The organism is Mycobacterium sp. Panama NTM2, assembly GCF_054355555.1.
The window spans coordinates 3774241-3795205 of sequence record NZ_CM135953.1 but is presented as its reverse complement, the minus strand read 5'-3'; the positions used below and the strand labels follow the sequence as shown (position 1 = coordinate 3795205).

Genomic DNA, 20965 nt, shown 5'->3' with positions numbered 1-20965 from the left:
TTTCCCGGGGAGAAGCTGCTCGACTGCCGCGCCGTTGGCAAACATGTTGGCTGAAGTCGCGCCGGCACGTAATATTACTTGACGGTCAGTTCCTATCTCCGCAGATGAACCGGCATGAAAAGTTATCAGCCCAGTGCGATCGGAGGATCAGTCAACTTCGCTCAGACGGTAGTCAGGCGCGTTACAGTTGTCCATACACTGCGCAGGCCACCGTCTGGTCGCTCACGGGTCAGTGTCAAGGGGGTGCCGCTGTGGCTGAATATCGACTCGAGGATCTGGCTCGGGAGTCCGGCGTCAGTGCGCGCAACATCCGCGCGTACCGCGAACGTGGATTGCTGGACCCGCCGCGCCGCGTGGGCCGCTCCGCCCTGTACGACGACTATCACCTCTCGCAGCTCAACACGATCAGCCAGCTGCTGCGCAAGGGATACAACTCGGCGCACATCGCCGAGTTCTTCACGAGCATGCGGGAGGGCGAAGACCTCGCCGACATCCTCGGCCTGCAACGAGCCGTGCTGGGTCCCGACACCGACGAGCACGACAACCCGATCCTTCCGATCGAGCCCGACGCTCCCGAAGCGCACACGCTGATCGCCCACGGCATGGCCGAGGTGAAGGGCCGCAAACTGGTCCTGACCGACACCGATGCCGGCGAGATCCTGGCCCGGTCGCACGACCACACGGTCTACGTGCGCACCCTTCTGCGGTTCATCGAGGCGGCCGACATCTCGGTGGAGGAACTGGCCGAAACCTTCGTGAACAGCTTGGTGGAGCTGTACCGGACCGAGGTCGGAGGGTCCTATCTCCCCAAGCCCGACGAGATGGGCCGGCTTCGCCAGATCGTCGAGGATTACCGTCTGCTCGCCAAGAAGGTGATGGCGTCCCGGTTCGATCTGACGACCCGGCGGCTGATGTCCTCCTCCGGGTCGGACTACACCGCAGGCATCCTCCTCACCGGCGTCTGGGAGCGCCCGACAGGCTGACCGTCTCGGCCATTCAGCGAGACTTACTGATCAGTAAGATTCTGCAGCAAACACCTGTCCAGTCCGCGAATTGGGGACCATACAGTTCGCGCTCGACTGTCGAACCTGCCCGCCACGCCGGTACACCATCTGCGAACGGCGATTTTCAGATAACGATTGCATAACAATGCGGCTTTGAACTGCGCTTCTACCTTACTGAACCGTAACCACCCGCCAGCAGGACGTTTGTCCCGGAAGCCGACGGACCGTGTTCCGTCCCGCGTTACGCGTGATTCTGTTACCCGTGCGTAGAACTCGCCAGTAACCAATTCTCACGCCAAAATCGAGTCGTCTCTTATGACACTCTTAGTACGGCTGCAGTGTCCGCCGCAGCGCCTCACGAGTCCGAGGCGCAGTGGTCGAGACCAGCCGGATTCGACGCCGAATCGCCCTGGCCCACGACGCGGGCTCGCCTGCCGTCGACGACGAGCTGTCCGCCCCACCGAGGACCCACGAGCACCGAGCCACACCACGCGCGGCGCGCCGAGAAGGCCGCGCGACGTATCACTGAGGAGAACACACGACGTGACGATCAACGACCAGCACCGTGCGACCACTCGCTCCGATTCCGAGGGCGGGCGAAACGTCGACTCCCTGGCCGGGGCGCACGCGCTCGTCGATCGGCTGCACGCCGGTGAGTCCTACGCGGTCGCGTTCGGCGGCCAGGGTGGCCCCTGGCTGGAGAATCTGGAAGAGCTGGTGAACTCCGCCGGCATCGAGTCCGAGATCAGCCAGCTGGTCGCCGAGGCCGAGCTGCTGCTCGAGCCGCTGGCCCGCGAACTCGTGGTGGTCCGCCCCATCGGCTTCGAGCCGATGAAGTGGATCCGCGCGCTGGCCGCCGACGAGCCGCTGCCGTCGCTCAAGGACCTCACCACCGCCGCCATCTCCGGCCCCGGCATCCTGCTCACGCAGATGGCCGCCCAGCGCGCGCTCAAGCGTCAGGGACTGGATCTCGAGGGGCATCCGCCGGTCGCGATCGCCGGCCACTCGCAGGGCATCACCGCCGTCGAATCGCTCAAGGCGCACGGTGCGCGCGACGCCGAGCTGCTGGCCATCGGTCAGCTGATCGGCGCGGCGGGCTCGCTGGTGTCCCGCCGCCGCGGCATGGTCGGTCGCGGCGATAAGTCGCCGATGGTGTCGGTGACCAATGTCGACCCGGACCGCATCGCCGCACTTCTCGACGAGTTCGCCCAGGACGTGCGCACCGTACTCGCGCCCGCGCTGTCCATCCGCAACGGCCGCCGATCCGTGGTGATCACCGGGACACCCGAGCAACTGGCCCGGTTCGAGCTCTACTGCGAGAAGATCACCGAGCGCGAAGAGGCCGAGCGCAAGAACAAGACCCGCGGCGGTGCGATCTTCCGCCCGGTGTTCAACCAGCTCAACGTCGAGGTCGGGTTCCACACCCCGCGGCTGGCCGACGGTGTCGATCTCGTCGAGGAGTGGGCGGCCCGTACCGGTCTGGATCGTGAGCTGACCCGCAAGCTGACCGAGCACATCTTCATCACGCCGGTCGATTGGGTCGCCGAGGTGGAGGGCCTCGCCGCGGCGGGCGCCAAGTGGATCGTCGACCTCGGCCCCAGTGACACCGTCACCCGGCTGACCGCCCCGGTGATCCGGGGTCTCGGCATCGGCATCGTCGCGGCCGCCACCCGCGCCGGCCAGCGCAGCCTGTTCACCGTCGGCGCCGCCCCGGACGTCGCCCCGGCCTGGTCGAGCTACGCGCCGACGCCGGTCACCCTGCCCGACGGCTCGGTCAAGGCGTCGACCAAGTTCACCCGCCTCACCGGCCGGTCGCCGATCCTGCTCGCCGGCATGACGCCCACCACCGTCGACGCGAAGATCGTCGCCGCTGCGGCCAACGCCGGGCACTGGGCTGAGCTGGCCGGTGGCGGCCAGGTCACCGAGGAGATCTTCGACGGTCGCATCCAGGAGCTGACGCAGCTGCTCGAGCCGGGCCGTGCCGTTCAGTTCAACTCGCTTTTCCTCGACCCCTACCTGTGGAAGCTGCAGGTCGGCGGCAAGCGCCTGGTGCAGAAGGCCCGCCAGTCCGGCGCGCCGATCGACGGTGTCGTCGTCACCGCGGGCATCCCCGATCTGGAAGAGGCCGTCGACCTCATCGAGGAGCTCAACACCGTCGGCATCACCCACGTCTGCTTCAAGCCCGGCACGGTCGACCAGATCAAGTCGGTCATCAAGATCGCCACCGAGGTGCCCACCCGCGACGTCATCGTGCACATCGAGGGCGGCCGCGCCGGTGGTCACCACTCGTGGGAGGACCTCGACGACCTGTTGCTGTCCACCTACGGGGAGCTGCGCAAGTACCGCAACATCACGATCTGCGTCGGCGGCGGCATCGGCACGCCCGAGCGCGCTGCCGACTACCTCTCCGGCGAGTGGGCCAAGGCCTACGGCTTCCCCGAGATGCCGGTCGACGGCATCCTCGTCGGCACCGCCGCGATGGCCACCAAGGAAGCCACGACGTCGCCCGCCGTCAAGCAGATGCTGGTCGAGACCACCGGCACCGACACCTGGGTGGGCGCCGGTCACGCCATCAACGGAATGGCCAGTGGCCGTAGCCAATTGGGCGCCGACATCCATGAGATCGACAACGCCGCCTCGCGGTGCGGTCGCCTGCTCGACGAGGTGGCCGGCGACGCCGACGCCGTCGCCGAGCGCCGTGACGAGATCATCGCCGCGATGGCCGGGACGGCCAAGCCGTACTTCGGCGACGTCGGCGACATGACCTACCTGCAGTGGCTGCAGCGCTACGTGGAGCTGGCCATCGGCGACGGCGACAGCACCGCCGACACCGCTGCCCCCGGGAGCCCCTGGCTGGCCGACACGTGGCGGGACCGGTTCGAGGAGATGCTCAAGCGCGCAGAGGCGCGGCTGTCGGAGAAGGACTTCGGTCCGATCGACACGCTCTTCGGTGCCGACGGTGCGGCCCTGCTCGAACAGCCGGAGCGGGCCATCGACGCACTGCTCACCCGCTACCCCGACGCCGAGGCGGTGCGGCTGCACCCCGCCGACGTGCCGTTCTTCGTGACGCTGTGCAAGAAGCCGGGTAAGCCGGTGAACTTCGTGCCGGTCATCGACAAGGACGTCCGCCGGTGGTGGCGCAGTGACTCGCTGTGGCAGGCCCATGACGCCCGCTACACCGCAGACCAGGTGTGCATCATCCCGGGCACGCAGGCAGTCGCGGGTATCACCCGCGTCGACGAGCCGGTCGGCGACCTGCTCGACCGATTCGAGAAGGAGATCGTCGACCGCGTGCTGGCCGCCGGCGAGCGGCCGGTGCCTGTCGTGTCGCGCCGCCAGGCGCGCGCCGACGTCGGTGGTCCGCTGGCTGTCGTCCTCGACTCGCCCGACGTCCTGTGGGCCGGTCGCACCGCCATCAACCCCGTGCACCGCATCGGTGCGCCCGGTGAGTGGCAGGTCAACGACGTGCCGGGCAAGCCGAGCGCGACGCATCCGAACACCGGTGCGCGCCTGGAGCTCGCGGCCGGCCAGGATCGGCGGGCAGGAGCGGAGCGACCGGGGGATGTCGCTGTCACGCTGAGCGTTCCGCTGTCCGACATCTGGATCGAGATCCGCTTCACCCTGCCCTCGACGACCGTCGACGGCGGTATGCCGATCGTCACCGTGGAGGACGCTTCTGCGGCCATGCGTGCCGTGCTCGCGATCGCCGCTGGTGTCGACGGCCCCGACGCGCTGCCCCCGGTCACCGACAACACCGCGACCGTGACCGTGGAATGGGATCCGGAGAAGGTCGCCGATCACACGGGCGTGACCGCCACGTTCGGCGCTCCGCTCGCGCCGGGTCTCACCCTGGTGCCCGACGCTCTGGTCGGCTTGTGCTGGCCCGCGGTCTTCTCGGCCATCGGCTCCGCCCTCACCGAGGACGGCTTCCCCGTCGTCGAGGGTCTGCTCAGCCTGGTGCACCTCGATCACGCCGCACACCTGCTGGCGCCGATGCCGACCACTACGTCCGAATTGACAGTCACCGCAACCACACTGGCGGCGACAGATACCGAGGTCGGCCGCGTGGTCCCGGTCGAGGTGTCGATCGCGGACTCCGACGGCACCGTTCTGGCGACTCTCGAGGAGCGCTTCGCCATCCGCGGCCGCACGGGTGCTGCCGAGCTGACCGATCCGCCGCGCGCCGGCGGAGCCATCACCGACAACGCCACCGACACCCCGCGCCGGCGCCGGCGTGACGTCGTCGTCACCGCGCCGGTCGACATGAGCGCGTTCGCGGTGGTCTCCGGCGACCACAACCCGATCCACACCGATCGGGCCGCCGCACTGCTGGCCGGTCTGAAAACCCCCATCGTGCATGGCATGTGGCTCTCGGCCGCCGCGCAGCACGCGGTCACCGCGACCGACGGCCGGGCCACCCCGCCCGCGCGTCTGGTCGGGTGGACGTCGCGCTTCCTCGGCATGGTGTTGCCGGGTGACGAGATCGAGTTCCGCGTCGACCGGGTCGGCATCGACCGTGGCGCGGAGATCATCGAGGTGTCGGCCAAGGTCTCGGGCGAATTGGTGATGGCTGCCACCGCGCAGCTGGCCGCGCCGAAGACCGTGTACGCCTTCCCCGGCCAGGGCATCCAGTCCAAGGGCATGGGCATGGACGTGCGTGCGCGTTCCAAGGCCGCCCGCAAGGTCTGGGACATCGCCGATAAGTTCACCCGCGAGACGCTCGGCTTCTCGGTGCTGCACGTGGTGCGCGACAACCCGACCAGCCTCATCGCCTCCGGTGTGCACTACCACCATCCCGAGGGCGTGCTGTACCTGACGCAGTTCACCCAGGTCGCGATGGCCACGGTCGCCGCGGCGCAGGTCGCCGAGATGCGCGAGCAGGGCGCGTTCGTCGAGGGCGCGATCGCCTGCGGTCACTCCGTCGGTGAGTACACCGCGCTGGCGTGCGTATCCGGCGTCTACGAACTTCCCGCGCTGCTCGAGGTGGTGTTCCACCGCGGGTCCAAGATGCACGACATCGTGCCGCGGGACGCGCAGGGTCGGTCGAACTACCGGTTGGCCGCCATCCGTCCGTCGCAGATCGATCTCGACGACGCCGACGTCAAGGACTTCGTTGCCGAGATCGCCGAGCGCACAGGAGAATTCCTGGAGATCGTGAACTTCAACCTGCGTGGTTCGCAGTATGCGATCGCGGGTACGGTCGCGGGTCTGGAAGCGCTCGAGGAAGAGGTCGAGCGGCGTCGCGAGATCAGCGGTGGCAAGCGGTCGTTCATCCTGGTGCCCGGTATCGACGTGCCGTTCCACTCCTCGGTGCTGCGGGTCGGTGTCGCTGACTTCCGCCGTGCGCTGGAGCGGGTCATGCCGGAACCCAGTGACGCCGAGCTCCTGGTCGGCCGCTACATCCCGAACCTGGTGCCGCGGCCGTTCACCCTCGACCGCGACTTCGTGCAGGAGATCCGCGATCTCGTGCCCGCCGAGCCGCTGGACGAGATTCTCGCCGACTACGACACCTGGCGTAACGAACGTCCGAATGCGTTGTGCCGCAAGATCGTCATCGAGCTGCTGGCCTGGCAGTTCGCCAGCCCGGTGCGCTGGATCGAGACCCAGGATCTGCTGTTCATCGAGGAGGCCGCGGGCGGCCTCGGGGTGGAGCGTTTCGTCGAGATCGGTGTGAAGAACGCGCCGACGGTCGCGGGGCTCGCCACGAACACGCTGAAGCTGCCCGAGTACTCGCACAACACCACCGAGGTGCTCAACGCCGAGCGGGACGCCGCGGTGCTGTTCGCGACCGACACCGATCCCGAACCCGAGATCGAGGACACGCCGCCTCCGCCGGCCTCCGCCGAACCGGCTGCCGCGCCGGTCGAGGCGGCCCCCGCGGCGCCGGCGCCCGCCGCCGCACCGACCGGCGGGCCGCGTCCGGAGGACATCGCCTTCGACGCCTCCGATGCGACGATGGCGCTGATCGCGCTGTCGGCGAAGATCCGCATCGATCAGATCGAGCCGTTGGACTCCATCGAGTCGATCACCGACGGTGCGTCGTCGCGCCGCAACCAGATGCTCGTCGATCTCGGGTCGGAGTTGAACCTGGGCGCGATCGACGGTGCGGCAGAAGCGGATCTGGCCGGGTTGAAGTCTCAGGTCACCAAGCTGGCCCGGACGTACAAGCCGTTCGGACCGGTGCTCTCCGATGCGATCAACGACCAGCTGCGCACGGTCCTCGGGCCGTCGGGCAAGCGTCCCGCCTACATCACCGAACGCGTCACCAAGACGTGGGAGCTGGGCGAGGGCTGGGCCAAGCACGCCACCGTCGAGGTGGCACTGGGGACCCGCGAGGGCTCCAGCGTGCGCGGCGGCGCCCTGGGCGGTCTGCACGACGGTGCGCTCGCCGACGCGGCGGCGGTCGACAAGGCGATCGACGCGGCGGTGGCCGCGGTGGCGGCACGCCGCGGTGTGTCGGTGTCGCTGCCCTCTGCCGGCGGCGCCGGTGGCGGTGTCGTCGACTCGGCGGCACTGAGCGAATTCGCCGAGCAGGTCACCGGACCCGACGGCGTGCTGGCCTCGGCGGCCCGCACGATCCTGGATCAGCTGGGCCTGGGCGCACCTCTGGTGACGCCGGAGGCTGCGGCCGACGCGGAGCTCATCGACCTGGTCACTGCCGAATTGGGTTCGGACTGGCCGCGTCTGGTGGCGCCGTCGTTCGACGCCCGCAAGGCCGTCTTGCTCGACGACCGGTGGGCCAGCGCGCGTGAGGATCTGGTCAAGATCTGGCTGATGGACGAGGACGAGATCGACGCGAACTGGGCGCGGCTCTCGGAGCGGTTCGAGGGAGCCGGGCACGTGGTCGGCACGCAGGCGACCTACTGGCAGGGCAAGGCCCTGGCTGCCGGCCGCACGGTGCACGCGTCGCTGTACGCCCGTGCGGCGGCGGGTGCGGAGAATCCCGGCAAGGGCCGCTACAGCGACGAGGTCGCCGTGGTGACCGGTGCGTCGAAGGGCTCGATCGCGGCGTCGGTGGCAGCGCAGCTGCTCGCCGGTGGCGCGACCGTGATCGCGACGACCTCCAAGCTGGACGATTCGCGACTGGCCTTCTACCGCGAGCTCTACCGCGACAACGCCTGCTTCGGTGCCAAGCTGTGGGTGCTGCCGGCGAACATGGCCTCCTACAACGACATCGACGCTCTTGTCGAGTGGGTGGGCAACGAGCAGACCGAGAGCCTCGGGCCGAAATCGATCCACGTCAAGGACGCGCTGTCGCCCACACTGCTGTTCCCGTTCGCAGCGCCGCGGGTCGGTGGCGATCTGTCCGAGGTCGGAGCACGCGCCGAGATGGAGATGAAGGTCCTGCTGTGGGCCGTGCAGCGGCTGATCGCCGGGCTGTCCCACATCGGGGCGGACCGCGACATCGCGGCACGCCTGCACGTGGTGCTGCCGGGCTCGCCCAACCGCGGCATGTTCGGCGGTGACGGTGCCTACGGCGAGGCCAAGGCGTCGCTCGACGCGCTGGTGTCACGCTGGAAGGCCGAGACGCCGTGGGCGCAGCGAGTCAGCCTCGCGCACGCCTTGATCGGGTGGACCCGGGGCACCGGCCTGATGGGCCACAACGACGTCATCGTCGACGCGGTCGAAGAGGCCGGTGTCACCACCTACTCGACCGAGCAGATGGCGAGCATGCTGCTGGACCTGTGCGACGTCGAGACCAAGGTGGCGGCAGCACGGGAACCGGTCGAGGCCGACCTCACCGGTGGCCTGGCCGAGGCGAATCTCGACATGGCCGAGCTCGCCGCCAAGGCGCGCGACGAGGCGACGACCGCACCGGCTGCCGACGATGCCGCGGACGAGGTTGCGGCGCACACGATCTCGGCTCTGCCGTCGCCGCCTCGGGTGGTGACCGGTGCGCCGGTGCCGGAGTGGGCCGACCTCGACGTCGACCCGGCCGATCTCGTGGTCATCGTCGGTGGCGCGGAACTCGGGCCTTACGGCTCGTCGCGCACCCGTTTCGAGATGGAGGTCGACAACGAACTGTCGGCGGCCGGTGTGCTCGAACTGGCGTGGACGACCGGGCTGATCACGTGGGAGGACGATCCCCAGCCAGGGTGGTACGACACGCAGTCCGGTGAGCTGGTCGACGAATCCGAGCTCGTCGAGCGGTACCACGACGCGGTCGTGGAGCGCTGCGGCATTCGCGAGTTCGTCGACGACGGCGCGATCGATCCCGATCACGCGTCGCCGCTGCTGGTGAGCGTGTTCCTGGACAAGGATTTCCGGTTCGTGGTGTCCAGCGAGACCGACGCGCGCGCGTTCGTGGCGTTCGACCCCGAGCACACCGTGGCCCGGCCGATCCCGGACTCCGGCGACTGGGAGGTGATCCGCAAGGCGGGCACCGAGATCCGCGTCCCGCGCAAGACCAAGCTGTCGCGGACCGTCGGCGCGCAGATTCCGACCGGGTTCGATCCGACCGTGTGGGGTGTCAGCCCCGACATGGCGACCTCGATCGACCGGGTGGCGCTGTGGAACATCGTGGCGACCGTCGATGCGTTCCTGTCGTCGGGCTTCACGCCTTCCGAGCTGATGCGGTGGGTGCACCCGAGCCTGGTGGCCTCCACCCAGGGCACCGGCATGGGCGGCATGACCTCAATGCAGACCATGTACCACGGCAACCTGCTGGGCCGCAGCAAGCCGAACGACATCCTGCAGGAGGTGCTGCCGAATGTCGTTGCAGCGCATGTCATGCAGTCCTATGTCGGCGGCTACGGCGCGATGGTGCACCCGGTGGGTGCCTGCGCCACCGCCGCGGTCTCGGTCGAGGAGGGCGTGGACAAGATCCGCCTCGGCAAGGCCGAGCTCGTGGTCGCGGGCGGCTTCGACGACATGACGCTGGAAGCGATCACCGGCTTCGGTGACATGGCGGCCACCGCCGACACCGAGATGATGCGCGCCAAGGGCATCAGCGACTCGAAGATCTCGCGGGCCAACGATCGGCGGCGGCTGGGCTTCCTGGAGGCCGAGGGCGGCGGCACGATCCTGCTGGCGCGTGGTGATCTGGCGCTGAAGATGGGTCTGCCGGTGCTGGCGGTGGTCGGCTACGCCCAGTCCTTCGCCGACGGCGTGCACACCTCGATCCCGGCTCCCGGGCTGGGTGCACTGGGTGCCGGCCGCGGTGGCCGGGACTCGGTGCTGGCGCGGTCGTTGCACAAGCTCGGCGTGACTGCGGACGACATCGCGGTGATCTCCAAGCACGACACCTCGACTCTGGCCAACGATCCCAACGAGACCGAGCTCCACGAGCGCCTGGCGGCCTCGCTGGGCCGCTCGGCGGGTGCGCCGCTGTTCGTCATCAGCCAGAAGAGCCTCACCGGCCACGCCAAGGGCGGTGCCGCGGTCTTCCAGATGATGGGCCTGTGCCAGGTTCTGCGCGACGGCGTCATCCCGCCGAACCGCAGCCTGGATTGCGTCGACGACGAGCTGGCCACCTCGGCGCACTTCGTGTGGCCGCGGGAGACGCTGCGCCTGGGCGAGAAGTACCCGCTCAAGGCCGGTCTGGTGACCAGCCTCGGGTTCGGGCACGTGTCGGGTCTGATCGCGCTGGTGCATCCGCAGGCGTTCCTGGCGACGCTGACCCCGGAGCAGCGGGCGGCCTACACCGCCCAGGCTCAGGAGCGCACGCTGGCCGGTCAGCGCCGGCTGGCCTCGGCGATCGCCGGCGGGCGGCCGCTGTACGAGCGGCCCGAGGGACGTCGCTTCGATGGCGAGCACCCCGAGAAGGCGCAGGAGGCAGCGATGCTGCTCGACACGGCCTCGCGCCTCGGCGAGAACGGGGTGTATCAGCGGTGACCCGTGGGATAGCGTGCTGGCCGTGGGCATCGTCGGGATAGGTATCGACCTCGTCTCCATTCCCGACTTCGCCGAGCAGGTGGACCGGCCGGGCACGGTGTTCGCCGAGACGTTCACGCCAGGGGAGCGGCGCGACGCCGCCGACAAGAGTTCGTCGGCGGCGCGCCACCTGGCGGCGCGGTGGGCGGCCAAGGAGGCCGTGATCAAGGCCTGGTCCGGGTCGCGGTTCTCCAAGCGGCCCGTGCTGCCCGAGGCGATCCACCGCGACATCGAGGTGATCACCGACATGTGGGGCAGGCCCCGCGTCCGCTTGACGGGCGCGGTGGCCGAGCACCTCAAAGAGGTGACCATCCACCTGTCGCTCACTCACGAGAAGGACACCGCGGCCGCGGTCGCCGTCCTCGAAGAGCGGTAGCGGCACTACCCTCGTCGCTATGAGTGATCTCGTTCAGCGGGTCCGCGACGTGCTGCCGTCGGTACGGGCCGATCTCGAGGATCTGGTACGCATCGAGTCCGTCTGGGCGGATCCCGAGCGTCGAGACGAGGTCACCCGCAGCGCAGAGGCCGTGGCGAAGCTGTTGTCCGACGCGGGTTTCGGCGACGTCCGCATCGTCTCCGAGGGTGGCGCGCCCGCGGTCATCGCTCACCACCCCGCGCCCGACGGAGCGCCGACGGTCCTGCTGTACGCCCACCACGACGTGCAACCCGAAGGCGATTCCACCGCCTGGCACAGTCCTCCGTTCGAGCCCACCGAACGCGACGGCCGCCTCTATGGTCGGGGTGCATCCGACGACAAGGCAGGCATCGCAACGCATCTCGCGGCGTTCCGGGCGCACGGCGGCAATCCGCCCGTCGGCGTGACAGTGTTCGTCGAGGGTGAAGAGGAATCGGGTTCACCGTCGCTGTCACGCTTGTTGGACGTGCACAAGGACGCACTGGCTGCCGACGTCATCGTGATCGCCGACTCCGACAACTGGAGCACCGACACCCCGTCGCTGACCGTGTCGCTGCGCGGGCTGGCCGACTGCGTGGTCGAGGTCGCCACACTCGACCACGGCCTGCATTCCGGCATGTGGGGTGGCCTCGTGCCCGATGCGCTCATGGTGCTGGTGCGGCTGCTGGCCAGCCTGCACGACGACGACGGCAACGTGGCCGTCGAGGGTCTGCACGAGGCGACGGCAGCCGACGTCGATTACACCGCGGAGCGCGTGCGCGCCGACACCGGGCTGCTCGACGGCGTCACGGAGATCGGTTCCGGCGCAGTGGCACAGCGGCTGTGGGCCAAACCAGCCATCACGGTCATCGGTATCGACACCACGCCGATCGCGAAGTCATCCAACACGCTGATCCCGGCGGCGCGCGCCAAGGTCAGCATGCGGGTGGCGCCCGGCGGCGATGCCGGCGAGCACCTGGCCGCCCTGACCCGGCACTTGGAACAGCACACGCCGTGGGGTGCCCGGGTGACGGTGACCCCCGGCGACGTCGGCCAGCCCTACGCCATCGACGCCGCGGGCCCGGTCTACGACTCAGCGCGCGAGGCTTTCCGGGAAGCCTGGGGACAGGACGCGGTCGACACCGGCGTCGGCGGCTCGATCCCGTTCATCGCGGCCTTCGCCGCCGCGTTCCCCGACGCAAAAATTCTGGTGACGGGCGTCGAGGACCCCGATACGCAGGCGCACAGCGTCAACGAGAGCCTGCACCTGGGTGTGTTGGAGCGTGCCGCGACGGCCGAAGCGCTCCTGCTGCAGAAGCTCGGGTCAGACGGACAGGTCGCGACGTAGCTTCGCGACGTGGCCGGTTGCCCGCACGTTGTACTGCGCCACCTCGATCTTGCCGTTCTCGTCGACGACGAACGTCGAGCGGATCACGCCCTGCACGGTCTTGCCGTACATCGTCTTGTCGCCGTAGGCGCCCCACGCCTCGAGCACCGCGCGGTCGGGATCGGACAGCAGCGGGAAGGTGAGCCCTTCCTTGTCCCGGAACTTCGCGAGCTTCTCGGGCTTGTCCGGCGAGATGCCGACGACGTCGAGCCCGGCGTCGCCCAGTTCGGCCAGATTGTCACGGAAGTCACACGCCTGCTTCGTGCACCCGGGCGTGGAGGCGGCGGGGTAGAAGTACACGACGACCTTGCGCCCGCGGTAGTCCGAGAGCGAGACGGTGTTGCCGTCGGCGTCGGGAAGGCTGAAGGCGGGTGCTTGATCGCCCACCTCGAGGCGGGGAGTCTGCGGCATGGCTGGTGGCTCTCCTTCAATCCGTGGCATCGATGCGCGACCGGGCGCTGCGCGCAGCACCCGCTGAACTAGGGTAGTGCGGCAGGACCGACAGACGGGCGGAGGCATACGTGGCGGATCGTGATCCCGACACCATCAAGGCCGAGATCGATCAGGCGCGCGATCAGCTGGCTCTGACCGTCGACTCGTTGGCGGCGCGGGCCAACCCGCGACGGCTCGCCGACGATCTCAAGGCAGGTGTCGTGCGCTTCGTGACGCGGCCGCCGGTGGCGATCTCGCTGGCCGGCGTCGGCGTGCTGGTGTTCGTGGTGGCGGTGCGGCGCGCGCGCCGCTGACACGTCAGCGCCGCCGGTTCAGCGCCGACGAGCCGAGCGGAACCAGTTCCTCAAGGAAAACCCGGGTGGGTTGGCCACGCGGCCCAGCCGACTACAGCTGTGCACGAGAACCGGACGCTCATCTGCTGTGTCCGCGCCCGAGCCGCCTGGTGCGGTCGCAGTCGCTGTCGGCTCCATCAGCCCTGACATCAGCTAAGTTCCTCGTTTCCCATCACGGAACGAGGAGGGCCCCGTTTCCGTTGCAAGCAGCTAACGGCACCTTAACACCCGATCTGCCCTATGCCCAGCGCAATCGTCAACCGGGCCGCGAACTGAGGAAATGTTCGGACCGAGCCACGGCGTTGACGGTCGGGTCTATTCTCGCCGGATCGGGCGATTCTTAGCACATGATTCTGCCGCCGTCCGAACGAACGCCGGAATTTTTCGAGATCGTCAAAAAGAGGTGTGCGCTGCCGTCGACCGACAGGGTCGGCGCCGCCGGTCACGGGTCATCTACGCTGACGGCTGACCCACCACGAGCAAAGGAGACGCGCGATGGCGTGGTTTCTCGCCCTGCAGGGCCCGTCGCAGCCCAGCCACCAGGCTTCGGTGTACGAATTGCAGGACCTGACCGATGTCGATCAGCTGGCGCAGGAACTGGTCAGTGCCGTGACGCTGGACCGCGTGGTGCCGATTCCCGCGATGCTGCCGCAGAACAACCGCAAGCGGCAAAAGGTCACGCTGTATGTGCGGCCCGCCGCGTGGGCCATGTGGACCTTCTACGAGCTGAGCGATGACGATCGCCGTGCGCTGATGAAAGAGAATCCTCTCGTCCAGGCGATGCAGGCACATCAGCAGCAGCATCATCCGGGGCAGCCCGGCGCGGCCCCCAACCCGTTGACCGGTCAGCCCGGCCAAGGCGCGCCGCGGCGCTGACCCCACCCGATTCCCACTGCGCGAACACCAGGAGGAGGACGTCATGAGCGCGGATGTGGAGCAGTTCGAATTCCAGGCCGAAGCACGGCAGCTGCTCGACCTGATGATCCATTCGGTGTACTCGCACAAGGAATCGTTTCTGCGCGAGCTCATTTCGAACGCCTCGGATGCCCTGGACAAGCTGAGGCTCGAGGCGTACCGCAACAAGGACGTCGAGGTCGACACGTCGGATCTGCACATCGAGCTCGTCACCGACACGCAGTCGCGCACGCTGACCGTGCGCGACAACGGCATCGGCATGACGCGTGACGAGGTCGTCGAGCTCATCGGCACGCTGGCGAAGTCGGGTACGGCGCGCATGCGTCAGCAGCTGCGGGAGGCGACCGGTGACGACAAGCAAGCCGGGGACCAGCTGATCGGTCAGTTCGGCGTCGGCTTCTACTCGGTGTTCATGGTCGCCGATCGGGTGGAGTTGCTCACCCGCAAAGCGGGCGAGAGCGAGGCCACCCGCTGGGAGTCCAGCGGTGACGGCACCTACACGATCGCCGCGGTCGACGATGCCCCGCAGGGCACGTCGGTCACGTTGCATCTCAAGCCCGCCGACGCCGAGGACGAGCTGGGTGACTACACCGCGGAGCCGACCCTGCGGAGCCTGGTGAAGAAGTATTCCGACTTCATCTCCTGGCCCGTCCGGATGCAGGTCGAGCGGCGGCGCCCGGCGGACAGCGACGGCGGCGAAGACACCGTCACCGTCGAGACCGACACGCTGAACTCGATGAAGGCGCTGTGGTCGCGATCCAAGGACGAGGTGGCCGCCGAGGAGTACACCGAGTTCTACCGCCACATCGCCCGGGCCTGGGACGAGCCGCTCGAGGTCATCGCGATGAAGGCGGAGGGCACGTTCGAGTACCAGGCGCTGCTGTTCATCCCGTCGCACGCGCCGTTCGACCTCTTCGACCGCGACGCGCACGTCGGTATCCAGCTCTACGTCAAGCGTGTGTTCATCATGGGCGACTGCGACGAGCTGCTGCCGCAGTACCTGCGCTTCGTCAAGGGTGTCGTCGACGCACAGGACATGTCGCTCAACGTGTCTCGGGAAATCTTGCAGCAGGACCGCCAGGTGACGGCGATCCGTCGCCGGCTGACCAAGAAGGTTCTCTCGACCATCGCCGAGCTGCAGACGGAACGTCCGGAGGATTACCGGATGTTCTGGGCGCAGTTCGGCCGCGTCGTCAAGGAGGGTCTGCTCTCCGACGCCGACAACCGCGACGCGCTGTTGCGAATCGCCTCGTTCGTGTCGACCCATGCGGAGGAGGAGCCCACCACACTGGCGGGCTACGTCGAGCGGATGAAGGACGGGCAGGAACAGATCTTTTACGCCACCGGCGAGTCCCGGGAGCAGATCTTGAGATCGCCGCACCTGGAGGCATTCAAGGCCAAGGGTTATGAGGTGCTGCTGCTGACGGATCCGGTCGACGAGGTCTGGGTGCAGACCGTGACCGAGTTCGACGGGAAAGCGTTGCAGTCGGTGGCCAGGGGCGAGGTCGACCTGGAGTCCGACGAGGAACGCTCGGCGCGTGAGGCCGAACGCGAGGAGCAGGCCAAGACGTTCGCCGAGCTGCTGTCCTGGTTGAAGGAGACGCTCGACGAGCACGTCAAGGAGGTGCGGCTGTCGTCTCGGCTCACCGAATCGCCGGCCTGCCTGATCACCGACGCGTTCGACATCACCCCGGCGCTGGCGCGCCTGTACAAGGCGTCGGGTCAGGAGGTTCCCGTCGCCAAGCGCATCCTCGAACTCAACCCGGACCATCCGCTCGTCACGGGCCTTCGTCAGGCCCATCAGGACCGGCCCGACGATCCGGCGGTCGCTGAGACGGCCGAACTGCTTTACGGGACAGCGCTTCTGGCCGAAGGTGGGGCGCTCGACGATCCGGCGCGGTTCGCCGACCTGCTCGCGGCGAGGTTGGCCCGGACGTTGTAGCCCGGGGGACGGTCAGGCCGTCATGAGGTAGGTCGTTCCGCCGACGCAGACGAGGCCGGCCGGGGTGCGCGCGGTGATCGCTGCGACGACGGCCGCGGCCAGTTCGTGCATAGAGGTTGACGGGTGGATCGCGTCGATCCTCTGGCTGGACACCACGCTCAGGTGGACACCGAGGCGGAGAAGCTGCGAACGCATGGCGTAAAGGGCCGTCTCGCCGGCGCGCATGCTCGCCACCGCCGCGGTACCGCCCTTGGGCACCGCCTTGTGCGGGAAGAAGTGTGCTCGGTGGTCGGTGACATAGACGATGCGCGCGCCGGGTCGCATGAGGGGCGTCGCGAGCGACACCAGCGCGCGCTGCGCGTCGCGGAACGCCCGCAGCGCGCCGGGATCGGGATCGGCCAGCGACAGACACTCGGACGCGTCGAGTACCAGCGCGTCGAGGCGACCGTGTTGCGCGGCCACGGATTCGAGGGTGCGCTGGGCTGACGCACTCCCGGCGTCGGCGGTGACGACGCGGCCCTCGGTATCGCCCAGACGCCGGGCGACGGCGTGACCGAGGCCGCGCGAGCCTCCGCTGACGAGTACGACGCGTTCTGCTTCCGCGGACATGGTGCACTCCTTCGTGTCGGGTCTCGCTGGCCGTATCCGTCGTCGATGCGTCGAGCCTAGTTCGAAAATAAGAAAAATAAGGCATACTTAAGATAACACTAAGGGATCGTTTGCGGCCTGAGGTGTGTCGGCGCCGGATGCCGGCACTGTTTCGGTGCCCGCTCCCGGGGTAACGGCGTCGCACAGCTCGACACCGACACCACCCGAGGAGCAATCACGACAATGGACGCTTTGACCTATCTCCGCCAAGACCATGAGAGCGTTCTCGGAATGCTGGAGGCGCTCGACGGCGCACCGGCGCAGGACGGCGCCCACAGCAGCGGCCTGGCAACGTACGTCACCAATCTCGTCATCGCCGAGTCCCAACACGAGGCGATCGAAGAACAGTTCTTCTGGCCGGCTGTGCGCGCAGCGCTCCCCGACGGCGACGAGTTGGCCGACACCGCCATCGAACAGGAACAGCAGGGCAAGCAGCTTCTGCAGAGGCTGGAGGACGGTAGCCCCGGTGAACCGGATTACCAGCAGGCGATCAAGGAATTCGCAGCCGCGGCAAGGGAACACATCGCTTACGAACAGGACGTCGTGTGGCCGGCCGTGTCCGAGGCGCTCAGCCGAGAGGCGCTCGAGGAACTCGGTCAGAAACTGGAGACCGCGAGGAAGGCGGCGCCGACCCGGCCCCACCCGAACACCCCACCCAATCCGGCGGTCCTCAAGACCGCCGGCATGGGGGCGGCGGTCGTGGATCATGTGCGCGATGCGGTCACCGGACGGTCGGACGAGAACCCACCCGACCCGCAGGTCCGCTGATCGGTGACGGGCAAGAACCCGGTCGCAGCGTGCCGACCGGGCTCTTGCCTCTCCGAATTACTTTGTGGGCGTGCGCTGTTCGTGCGTGAACGGTTTCTCGCTGGCCACCGCGGGCTGCCCCTCGGGATTGTTCTGCTTGCCCGTGTTCTCCCGGGTCGAACCCTGCAGCCACTGCTCGGTCGGCTTCTCCACGTAGTCCCAGCTGATGCCGTCGGGCCACGGACCCTGGCCTTCGTTCCACGGTCCACGCACCGAACCCTCGCCGTCAGACATGTTGAACGCCACGGTCTGGAAGCGTTCGTCGCCGGCGAGGTGTCCCGGCGGGAAGTTCACCGGCAGGTCATTGAGCGCTGCGGTGAACTGCTGGTAGTGCGTCACCTCGCGGGTCATCAGAAACGTCAAGGTGTCTTGGACCCCAGGATCGTCGGTGAGCTGCTTGAGGTACTCGTAGACGATCTTCGCCCGCGACTCGGCTGCGATGTTGCTGCGCAGATCGACTGTGGGTTCACCGTTCGCATTGACGAAAGCGCCGCTCCAGAAGTTGCCCGCGGCATCGCCGACCGTAGGCCCGCCCGCACTCTCGATGAGGGCCAACGGATTCACCGCGACCGCGTGGATGGCCTGCTCACGCCCGTCGCGGGTGGAGACCAGCGGCATCCAGTCGCACCGTCGTTCGGCTTGCTTGAGGTCGTCGTTGAGGCCGTCGAGGAGCATGGTGATCAGCGAACCGACCATCTCGAGGTGGCTGAACTCCTCAGTGGCGATGTCCATGAACAGGTCGTACATCTTCGGGTTCTTCTGCCGCAGCACGAACGCCTGGGTGAAGTACTGCATGGCGGCCTTGAGCTCGCCGTTGGCTCCGCCGAATTGTTCCTGCAGCAGGGTGGCGAACCTGGGATCAGGCTTGTCGACCCTGACCTCGAACTGCAAATCCTTGTTGTGAATGAACATCTGCACCTCCGGGCGCCCTCGATGTGGGTGTGGTCCGGAGCCGCTACCCGAGGTGGCGACGGCCAAACGGGATCGCGGACGGCAGTTCGACGGCACAGATGTACGCGTGAGCGGGTGCGGCCAGTCGGTCGCCGCAGCGGGGTCCGGAGCACAAGACAAAAGCCCCGCCGGGGCGGGGCTTTGTGGGTGGTGCGCCGTCAGGGTTTCGAACCCCGGACCCGCTGATTAAGAGTCAGCTGCTGCGGTAGAATTACGGTGCGTTCTTGCAGCAAATGCGCAGCTCAACGTGTTGTAGCGGGACGAAACGTACCGATACGTACGGATACATTGGGTACAGCGGTTGGGTACAGTAACGATCCGATCACAAAATGGACTCGCGAGAGGTGCTGGTGGCTCGACTCGGCAGAGACGGTAAAGAGATCCGTCGGCAAAAGGGTGACGGCGGCCTGTTTCAACGCGCCGACGGCATGTGGATTGGCCGCGTCGAACTCCCCGCCGGACCGGACGGCGAACGCCGCCGCAAGACCGTCTCATCGAAGGAATACGATGTCGCCGCTGCGGCGCTCCGGAAGCTCCGATCCGACGTCGACTCAGGCAAGATCGCCGTCACATCGGCCACCACCCTCGAGAAGTGGCTGGACCGGTGGATCAACGAGATCCACGCCCACAAGGTCCGGCCAACCACACTCGACGACTACCGACGCACCATCAAGAACCACATCGTGCCCGCGATCGGTGGGAAGCGGCTCGACAAGCTCACTCCGCAGCACGTACGCGACATGCACCGCAAGATCGGCCCATCCCGAACCTGCGAGCTCGCCCACGTCGTGCTGCAGAAGGCACTCAAGGACGCCGTCCGGGAACGGATGCTCACCGTCAACGTCGCCGAGCTCGTCGACCGGCCGAAGTACAAGCGCGCGAAACGCACCAGCCTGTCCGTCGACGTCGCCAAGCACGTCCTGCGCACCGCGATCAACACCCGCACCGACGGCGAAGCCACCCGCTGGATCGCCGCGTTCCTCACTGGTGCCCGCCAAGGCGAGCTGCTCGGCCTGCGCTGGTCCCACGTCGACCTCGAGCACGGCGTCATGGACATCTCGTGGCAGCTGCAGCAGCTGTCCCAGGTCCACGGCTGCGGCGCCCCGGACACCGACGGCGCCTACCCCTGCCGGCGGAAGCGACCCGGCTGGTGCCCCGACCGGCGCTGGGATCTACCGCCCGACTTCGACCACGAGGTGTGCCACCGCTCGCTGCTCTGGACCCGCCCGAAATCGGAGGCCGGCGGCCGCGAGATCCCGATCATCGCGCCGCTGCTCGGCCTGCTGCGCGCCATGCACAAACGACAGGGCATCAACCCGCACGAACTGGTCTGGCACTACCCCGACGGGCGCCCGATCCGGCCGCGCGCCGACTACGGCAACTGGAAGTCGCTACTCACCGCGGCCGGCGTCCTCGCCCCGGGGGAGACAATGCCGCTACACGTCGCCCGCCACACCGCCGCGACGATGCTCCGCGCCGCCGGAGTCGACGAACAGACCCGCATGGAGATCCTTGGCCACGCCACCGTCGACTCCCAACGCGTCTACGCCCACGCCGACCGCGCACGCCACCTCACCGCCATGGACAGCCTGGCCGAACTACTGGCGGCAGACGCGGACGATTAGCGGCTGCAGTCGAATGGCTTGTCGGCGTCTCGGGAAATCTTGACGATGTGGTCGCTGATCATGAAGACCGCGAGCCGGTCGATGACGTCGGGCTGATCGCCGCCGCCGACCTTCTGCCAGGACCATGACGTCGGTCCGCCGACGCACCACTCAAGATGAGAACCGGGCGCGTCTTCGAAGGGCCGACCGACGGGTAGAACGCCGCGCAGATAGGCGAGCACCTCATCGGCGGTCATGGACTCCGGCAGATACCAGACATCGGCCCACGCACCCGTCAGGTTGTCGACACCACGGTCATGGAGATGCGACCCGGCGGGGAGTTTGATCGGCGCCGGATCGGCGACCAGCGGCGCTGTCATCGTCACCGTCTCTGTCACCGTTGTACCCGCTGGACGCTCGGCACTGGCGCACCCTGCGATGAAGGAAGCAAGCGTTACCGCGGCGATCACAGCGGTTGACTTGCCGCCCGATCCTGGCAGTAAGCTGACAGAACGTGCCGGAGCTTTGCTGGGGGCGTGCAATTTGACCAACGATGCATCCGGGGGGATGCAATGCATGGCAGGAGAATGCATTCCATTGCTCAACAACAACGCCGCAGAAACTCGGCCCATGCCGCACCTTTGCCGGGAACCGA

13 protein-coding genes and 1 tRNA gene are annotated in these 20965 nt (G+C 67.9%); 9 read left to right on the top strand and 5 right to left on the bottom strand.

From position 1 onward, the window contains the following. The first annotated feature begins 251 nt into the window (after nucleotides 1-251). From ACXYX3_RS18000 to ACXYX3_RS17985, 4 genes are all read left to right on the top strand, one after another. Entirely contained in the window at nucleotides 252-983 is a 732-nt protein-coding gene (locus ACXYX3_RS18000) for a MerR family transcriptional regulator (RefSeq protein WP_241207960.1), read from the top strand. Between the two features lie 564 nt (nucleotides 984-1547). Continuing rightward, nucleotides 1548-10838 carry a fatty acid synthase subunit beta domain-containing protein gene (locus ACXYX3_RS17995; RefSeq protein WP_458608478.1) on the top strand — a complete coding sequence of 3097 codons (9291 nt, stop codon included), beginning with the start codon at nucleotides 1548-1550 and terminating at the stop codon, nucleotides 10836-10838. Between the two features lie 22 nt (nucleotides 10839-10860). Then, entirely contained in the window at nucleotides 10861-11253 is a 393-nt protein-coding gene (gene acpS, locus ACXYX3_RS17990; protein WP_143820172.1) for a holo-ACP synthase AcpS, read from the top strand. 19 nt (nucleotides 11254-11272) lie between these two features. Beyond that, nucleotides 11273-12619, top strand: a complete 1347-nt coding sequence (locus ACXYX3_RS17985; RefSeq protein ID WP_458608477.1) for a dipeptidase — start codon at nucleotides 11273-11275, stop codon at nucleotides 12617-12619. Here the strand turns inward: ACXYX3_RS17985 and bcp are convergent. Then, the gene (gene bcp, locus ACXYX3_RS17980) at nucleotides 12596-13069 is read right to left on the bottom strand and encodes a thioredoxin-dependent thiol peroxidase (protein WP_241205926.1); all 474 of its coding nucleotides are present in this window, start codon (nucleotides 13067-13069) and stop codon (nucleotides 12596-12598) included. The two genes, ACXYX3_RS17985 and bcp, sit on opposite strands and share 24 nt — an antisense overlap. Before the next feature lie 110 nt (nucleotides 13070-13179). Here bcp and ACXYX3_RS17975 point away from each other — a divergent pair, with 110 nt between their 5' ends. The 3 genes from ACXYX3_RS17975 to htpG all read left to right on the top strand — a co-directional run bounded on the left by ACXYX3_RS17975 (nucleotide 13180) and on the right by htpG (nucleotide 16300). Next, the gene (locus ACXYX3_RS17975) at nucleotides 13180-13404 is read left to right on the top strand and encodes a DUF3618 domain-containing protein (RefSeq protein ID WP_241205927.1); all 225 of its coding nucleotides are present in this window, start codon (nucleotides 13180-13182) and stop codon (nucleotides 13402-13404) included. Nucleotides 13405-13938: 534 nt separating this feature from the next. Beyond that, nucleotides 13939-14319, top strand: a complete 381-nt coding sequence (locus ACXYX3_RS17970; RefSeq protein ID WP_458608476.1) for a hypothetical protein — start codon at nucleotides 13939-13941, stop codon at nucleotides 14317-14319. A 43-nt stretch (nucleotides 14320-14362) separates the two neighbouring features. After that, on the top strand, nucleotides 14363-16300 hold the full coding sequence (gene htpG, locus ACXYX3_RS17965; protein WP_458608475.1) for a molecular chaperone HtpG: 1938 nt from the start codon (nucleotides 14363-14365) through the stop codon (nucleotides 16298-16300). 12 nt (nucleotides 16301-16312) lie between these two features. Here the strand turns inward: htpG and ACXYX3_RS17960 are convergent, their stop codons facing one another. Continuing rightward, nucleotides 16313-16909, bottom strand: a complete 597-nt coding sequence (locus ACXYX3_RS17960) for an SDR family NAD(P)-dependent oxidoreductase (protein ID WP_458608473.1) — start codon at nucleotides 16907-16909, stop codon at nucleotides 16313-16315. Between the two features lie 222 nt (nucleotides 16910-17131). On the opposite strand from ACXYX3_RS17960, the gene ACXYX3_RS17955 reads away from it, so the two are divergent. After that, a complete protein-coding gene (locus tag ACXYX3_RS17955; RefSeq protein ID WP_241205931.1) occupies nucleotides 17132-17716 on the top strand; it encodes a hemerythrin domain-containing protein in 585 nt (194 codons plus the stop codon). 57 nt (nucleotides 17717-17773) lie between these two features. On the opposite strand, the gene ACXYX3_RS17950 is transcribed toward ACXYX3_RS17955, so the two are convergent. Further along, nucleotides 17774-18667, bottom strand: coding sequence for a manganese catalase family protein (locus tag ACXYX3_RS17950; protein ID WP_458608472.1), 894 nt, complete (start codon nucleotides 18665-18667; stop codon nucleotides 17774-17776). Between the two features lie 187 nt (nucleotides 18668-18854). Continuing rightward, nucleotides 18855-18945: transfer RNA gene (locus ACXYX3_RS17945), tRNA-Lys, on the bottom strand. 90 nt (nucleotides 18946-19035) lie between these two features. Here ACXYX3_RS17945 and ACXYX3_RS17940 point away from each other — a divergent pair. Next, nucleotides 19036-20331 carry a tyrosine-type recombinase/integrase gene (locus ACXYX3_RS17940; RefSeq protein WP_458608471.1) on the top strand — a complete coding sequence of 432 codons (1296 nt, stop codon included), beginning with the start codon at nucleotides 19036-19038 and terminating at the stop codon, nucleotides 20329-20331. On the opposite strand, the gene ACXYX3_RS17935 is transcribed toward ACXYX3_RS17940, so the two are convergent. Next, nucleotides 20328-20942 carry a hypothetical protein gene (locus tag ACXYX3_RS17935; protein WP_458608470.1) on the bottom strand — a complete coding sequence of 205 codons (615 nt, stop codon included), beginning with the start codon at nucleotides 20940-20942 and terminating at the stop codon, nucleotides 20328-20330. The two genes, ACXYX3_RS17940 and ACXYX3_RS17935, sit on opposite strands and share 4 nt — an antisense overlap. Nucleotides 20943-20965: the final 23 nt, after the last annotated feature.

Bases quoted from the DNA above. Each gene is read 5' to 3' on its own strand.
- ACXYX3_RS17940 (WP_458608471.1), top strand. From the start codon at position 19,036: ATGGACTCGCGAGAGGTGCTGGTGGCTCGACTCGGCAGAGACGGTAAA.
- ACXYX3_RS17970 (WP_458608476.1), top strand. From the start codon at position 13,939: ATGGCGTGGTTTCTCGCCCTGCAGGGCCCGTCGCAGCCCAGCCACCAG.
- htpG (WP_458608475.1), top strand. From the start codon at position 14,363: ATGAGCGCGGATGTGGAGCAGTTCGAATTCCAGGCCGAAGCACGGCAG.
- ACXYX3_RS17955 (WP_241205931.1), top strand. From the start codon at position 17,132: ATGGACGCTTTGACCTATCTCCGCCAAGACCATGAGAGCGTTCTCGGA.
- ACXYX3_RS17960 (WP_458608473.1), bottom strand. From the start codon at position 16,909: ATGTCCGCGGAAGCAGAACGCGTCGTACTCGTCAGCGGAGGCTCGCGC.
- ACXYX3_RS17985 (WP_458608477.1), top strand. From the start codon at position 11,273: ATGAGTGATCTCGTTCAGCGGGTCCGCGACGTGCTGCCGTCGGTACGG.
- ACXYX3_RS17950 (WP_458608472.1), bottom strand. From the start codon at position 18,667: ATGTTCATTCACAACAAGGATTTGCAGTTCGAGGTCAGGGTCGACAAG.
- ACXYX3_RS17935 (WP_458608470.1), bottom strand. From the start codon at position 20,942: ATGGGCCGAGTTTCTGCGGCGTTGTTGTTGAGCAATGGAATGCATTCT.
- bcp (WP_241205926.1), bottom strand. From the start codon at position 13,069: ATGCCGCAGACTCCCCGCCTCGAGGTGGGCGATCAAGCACCCGCCTTC.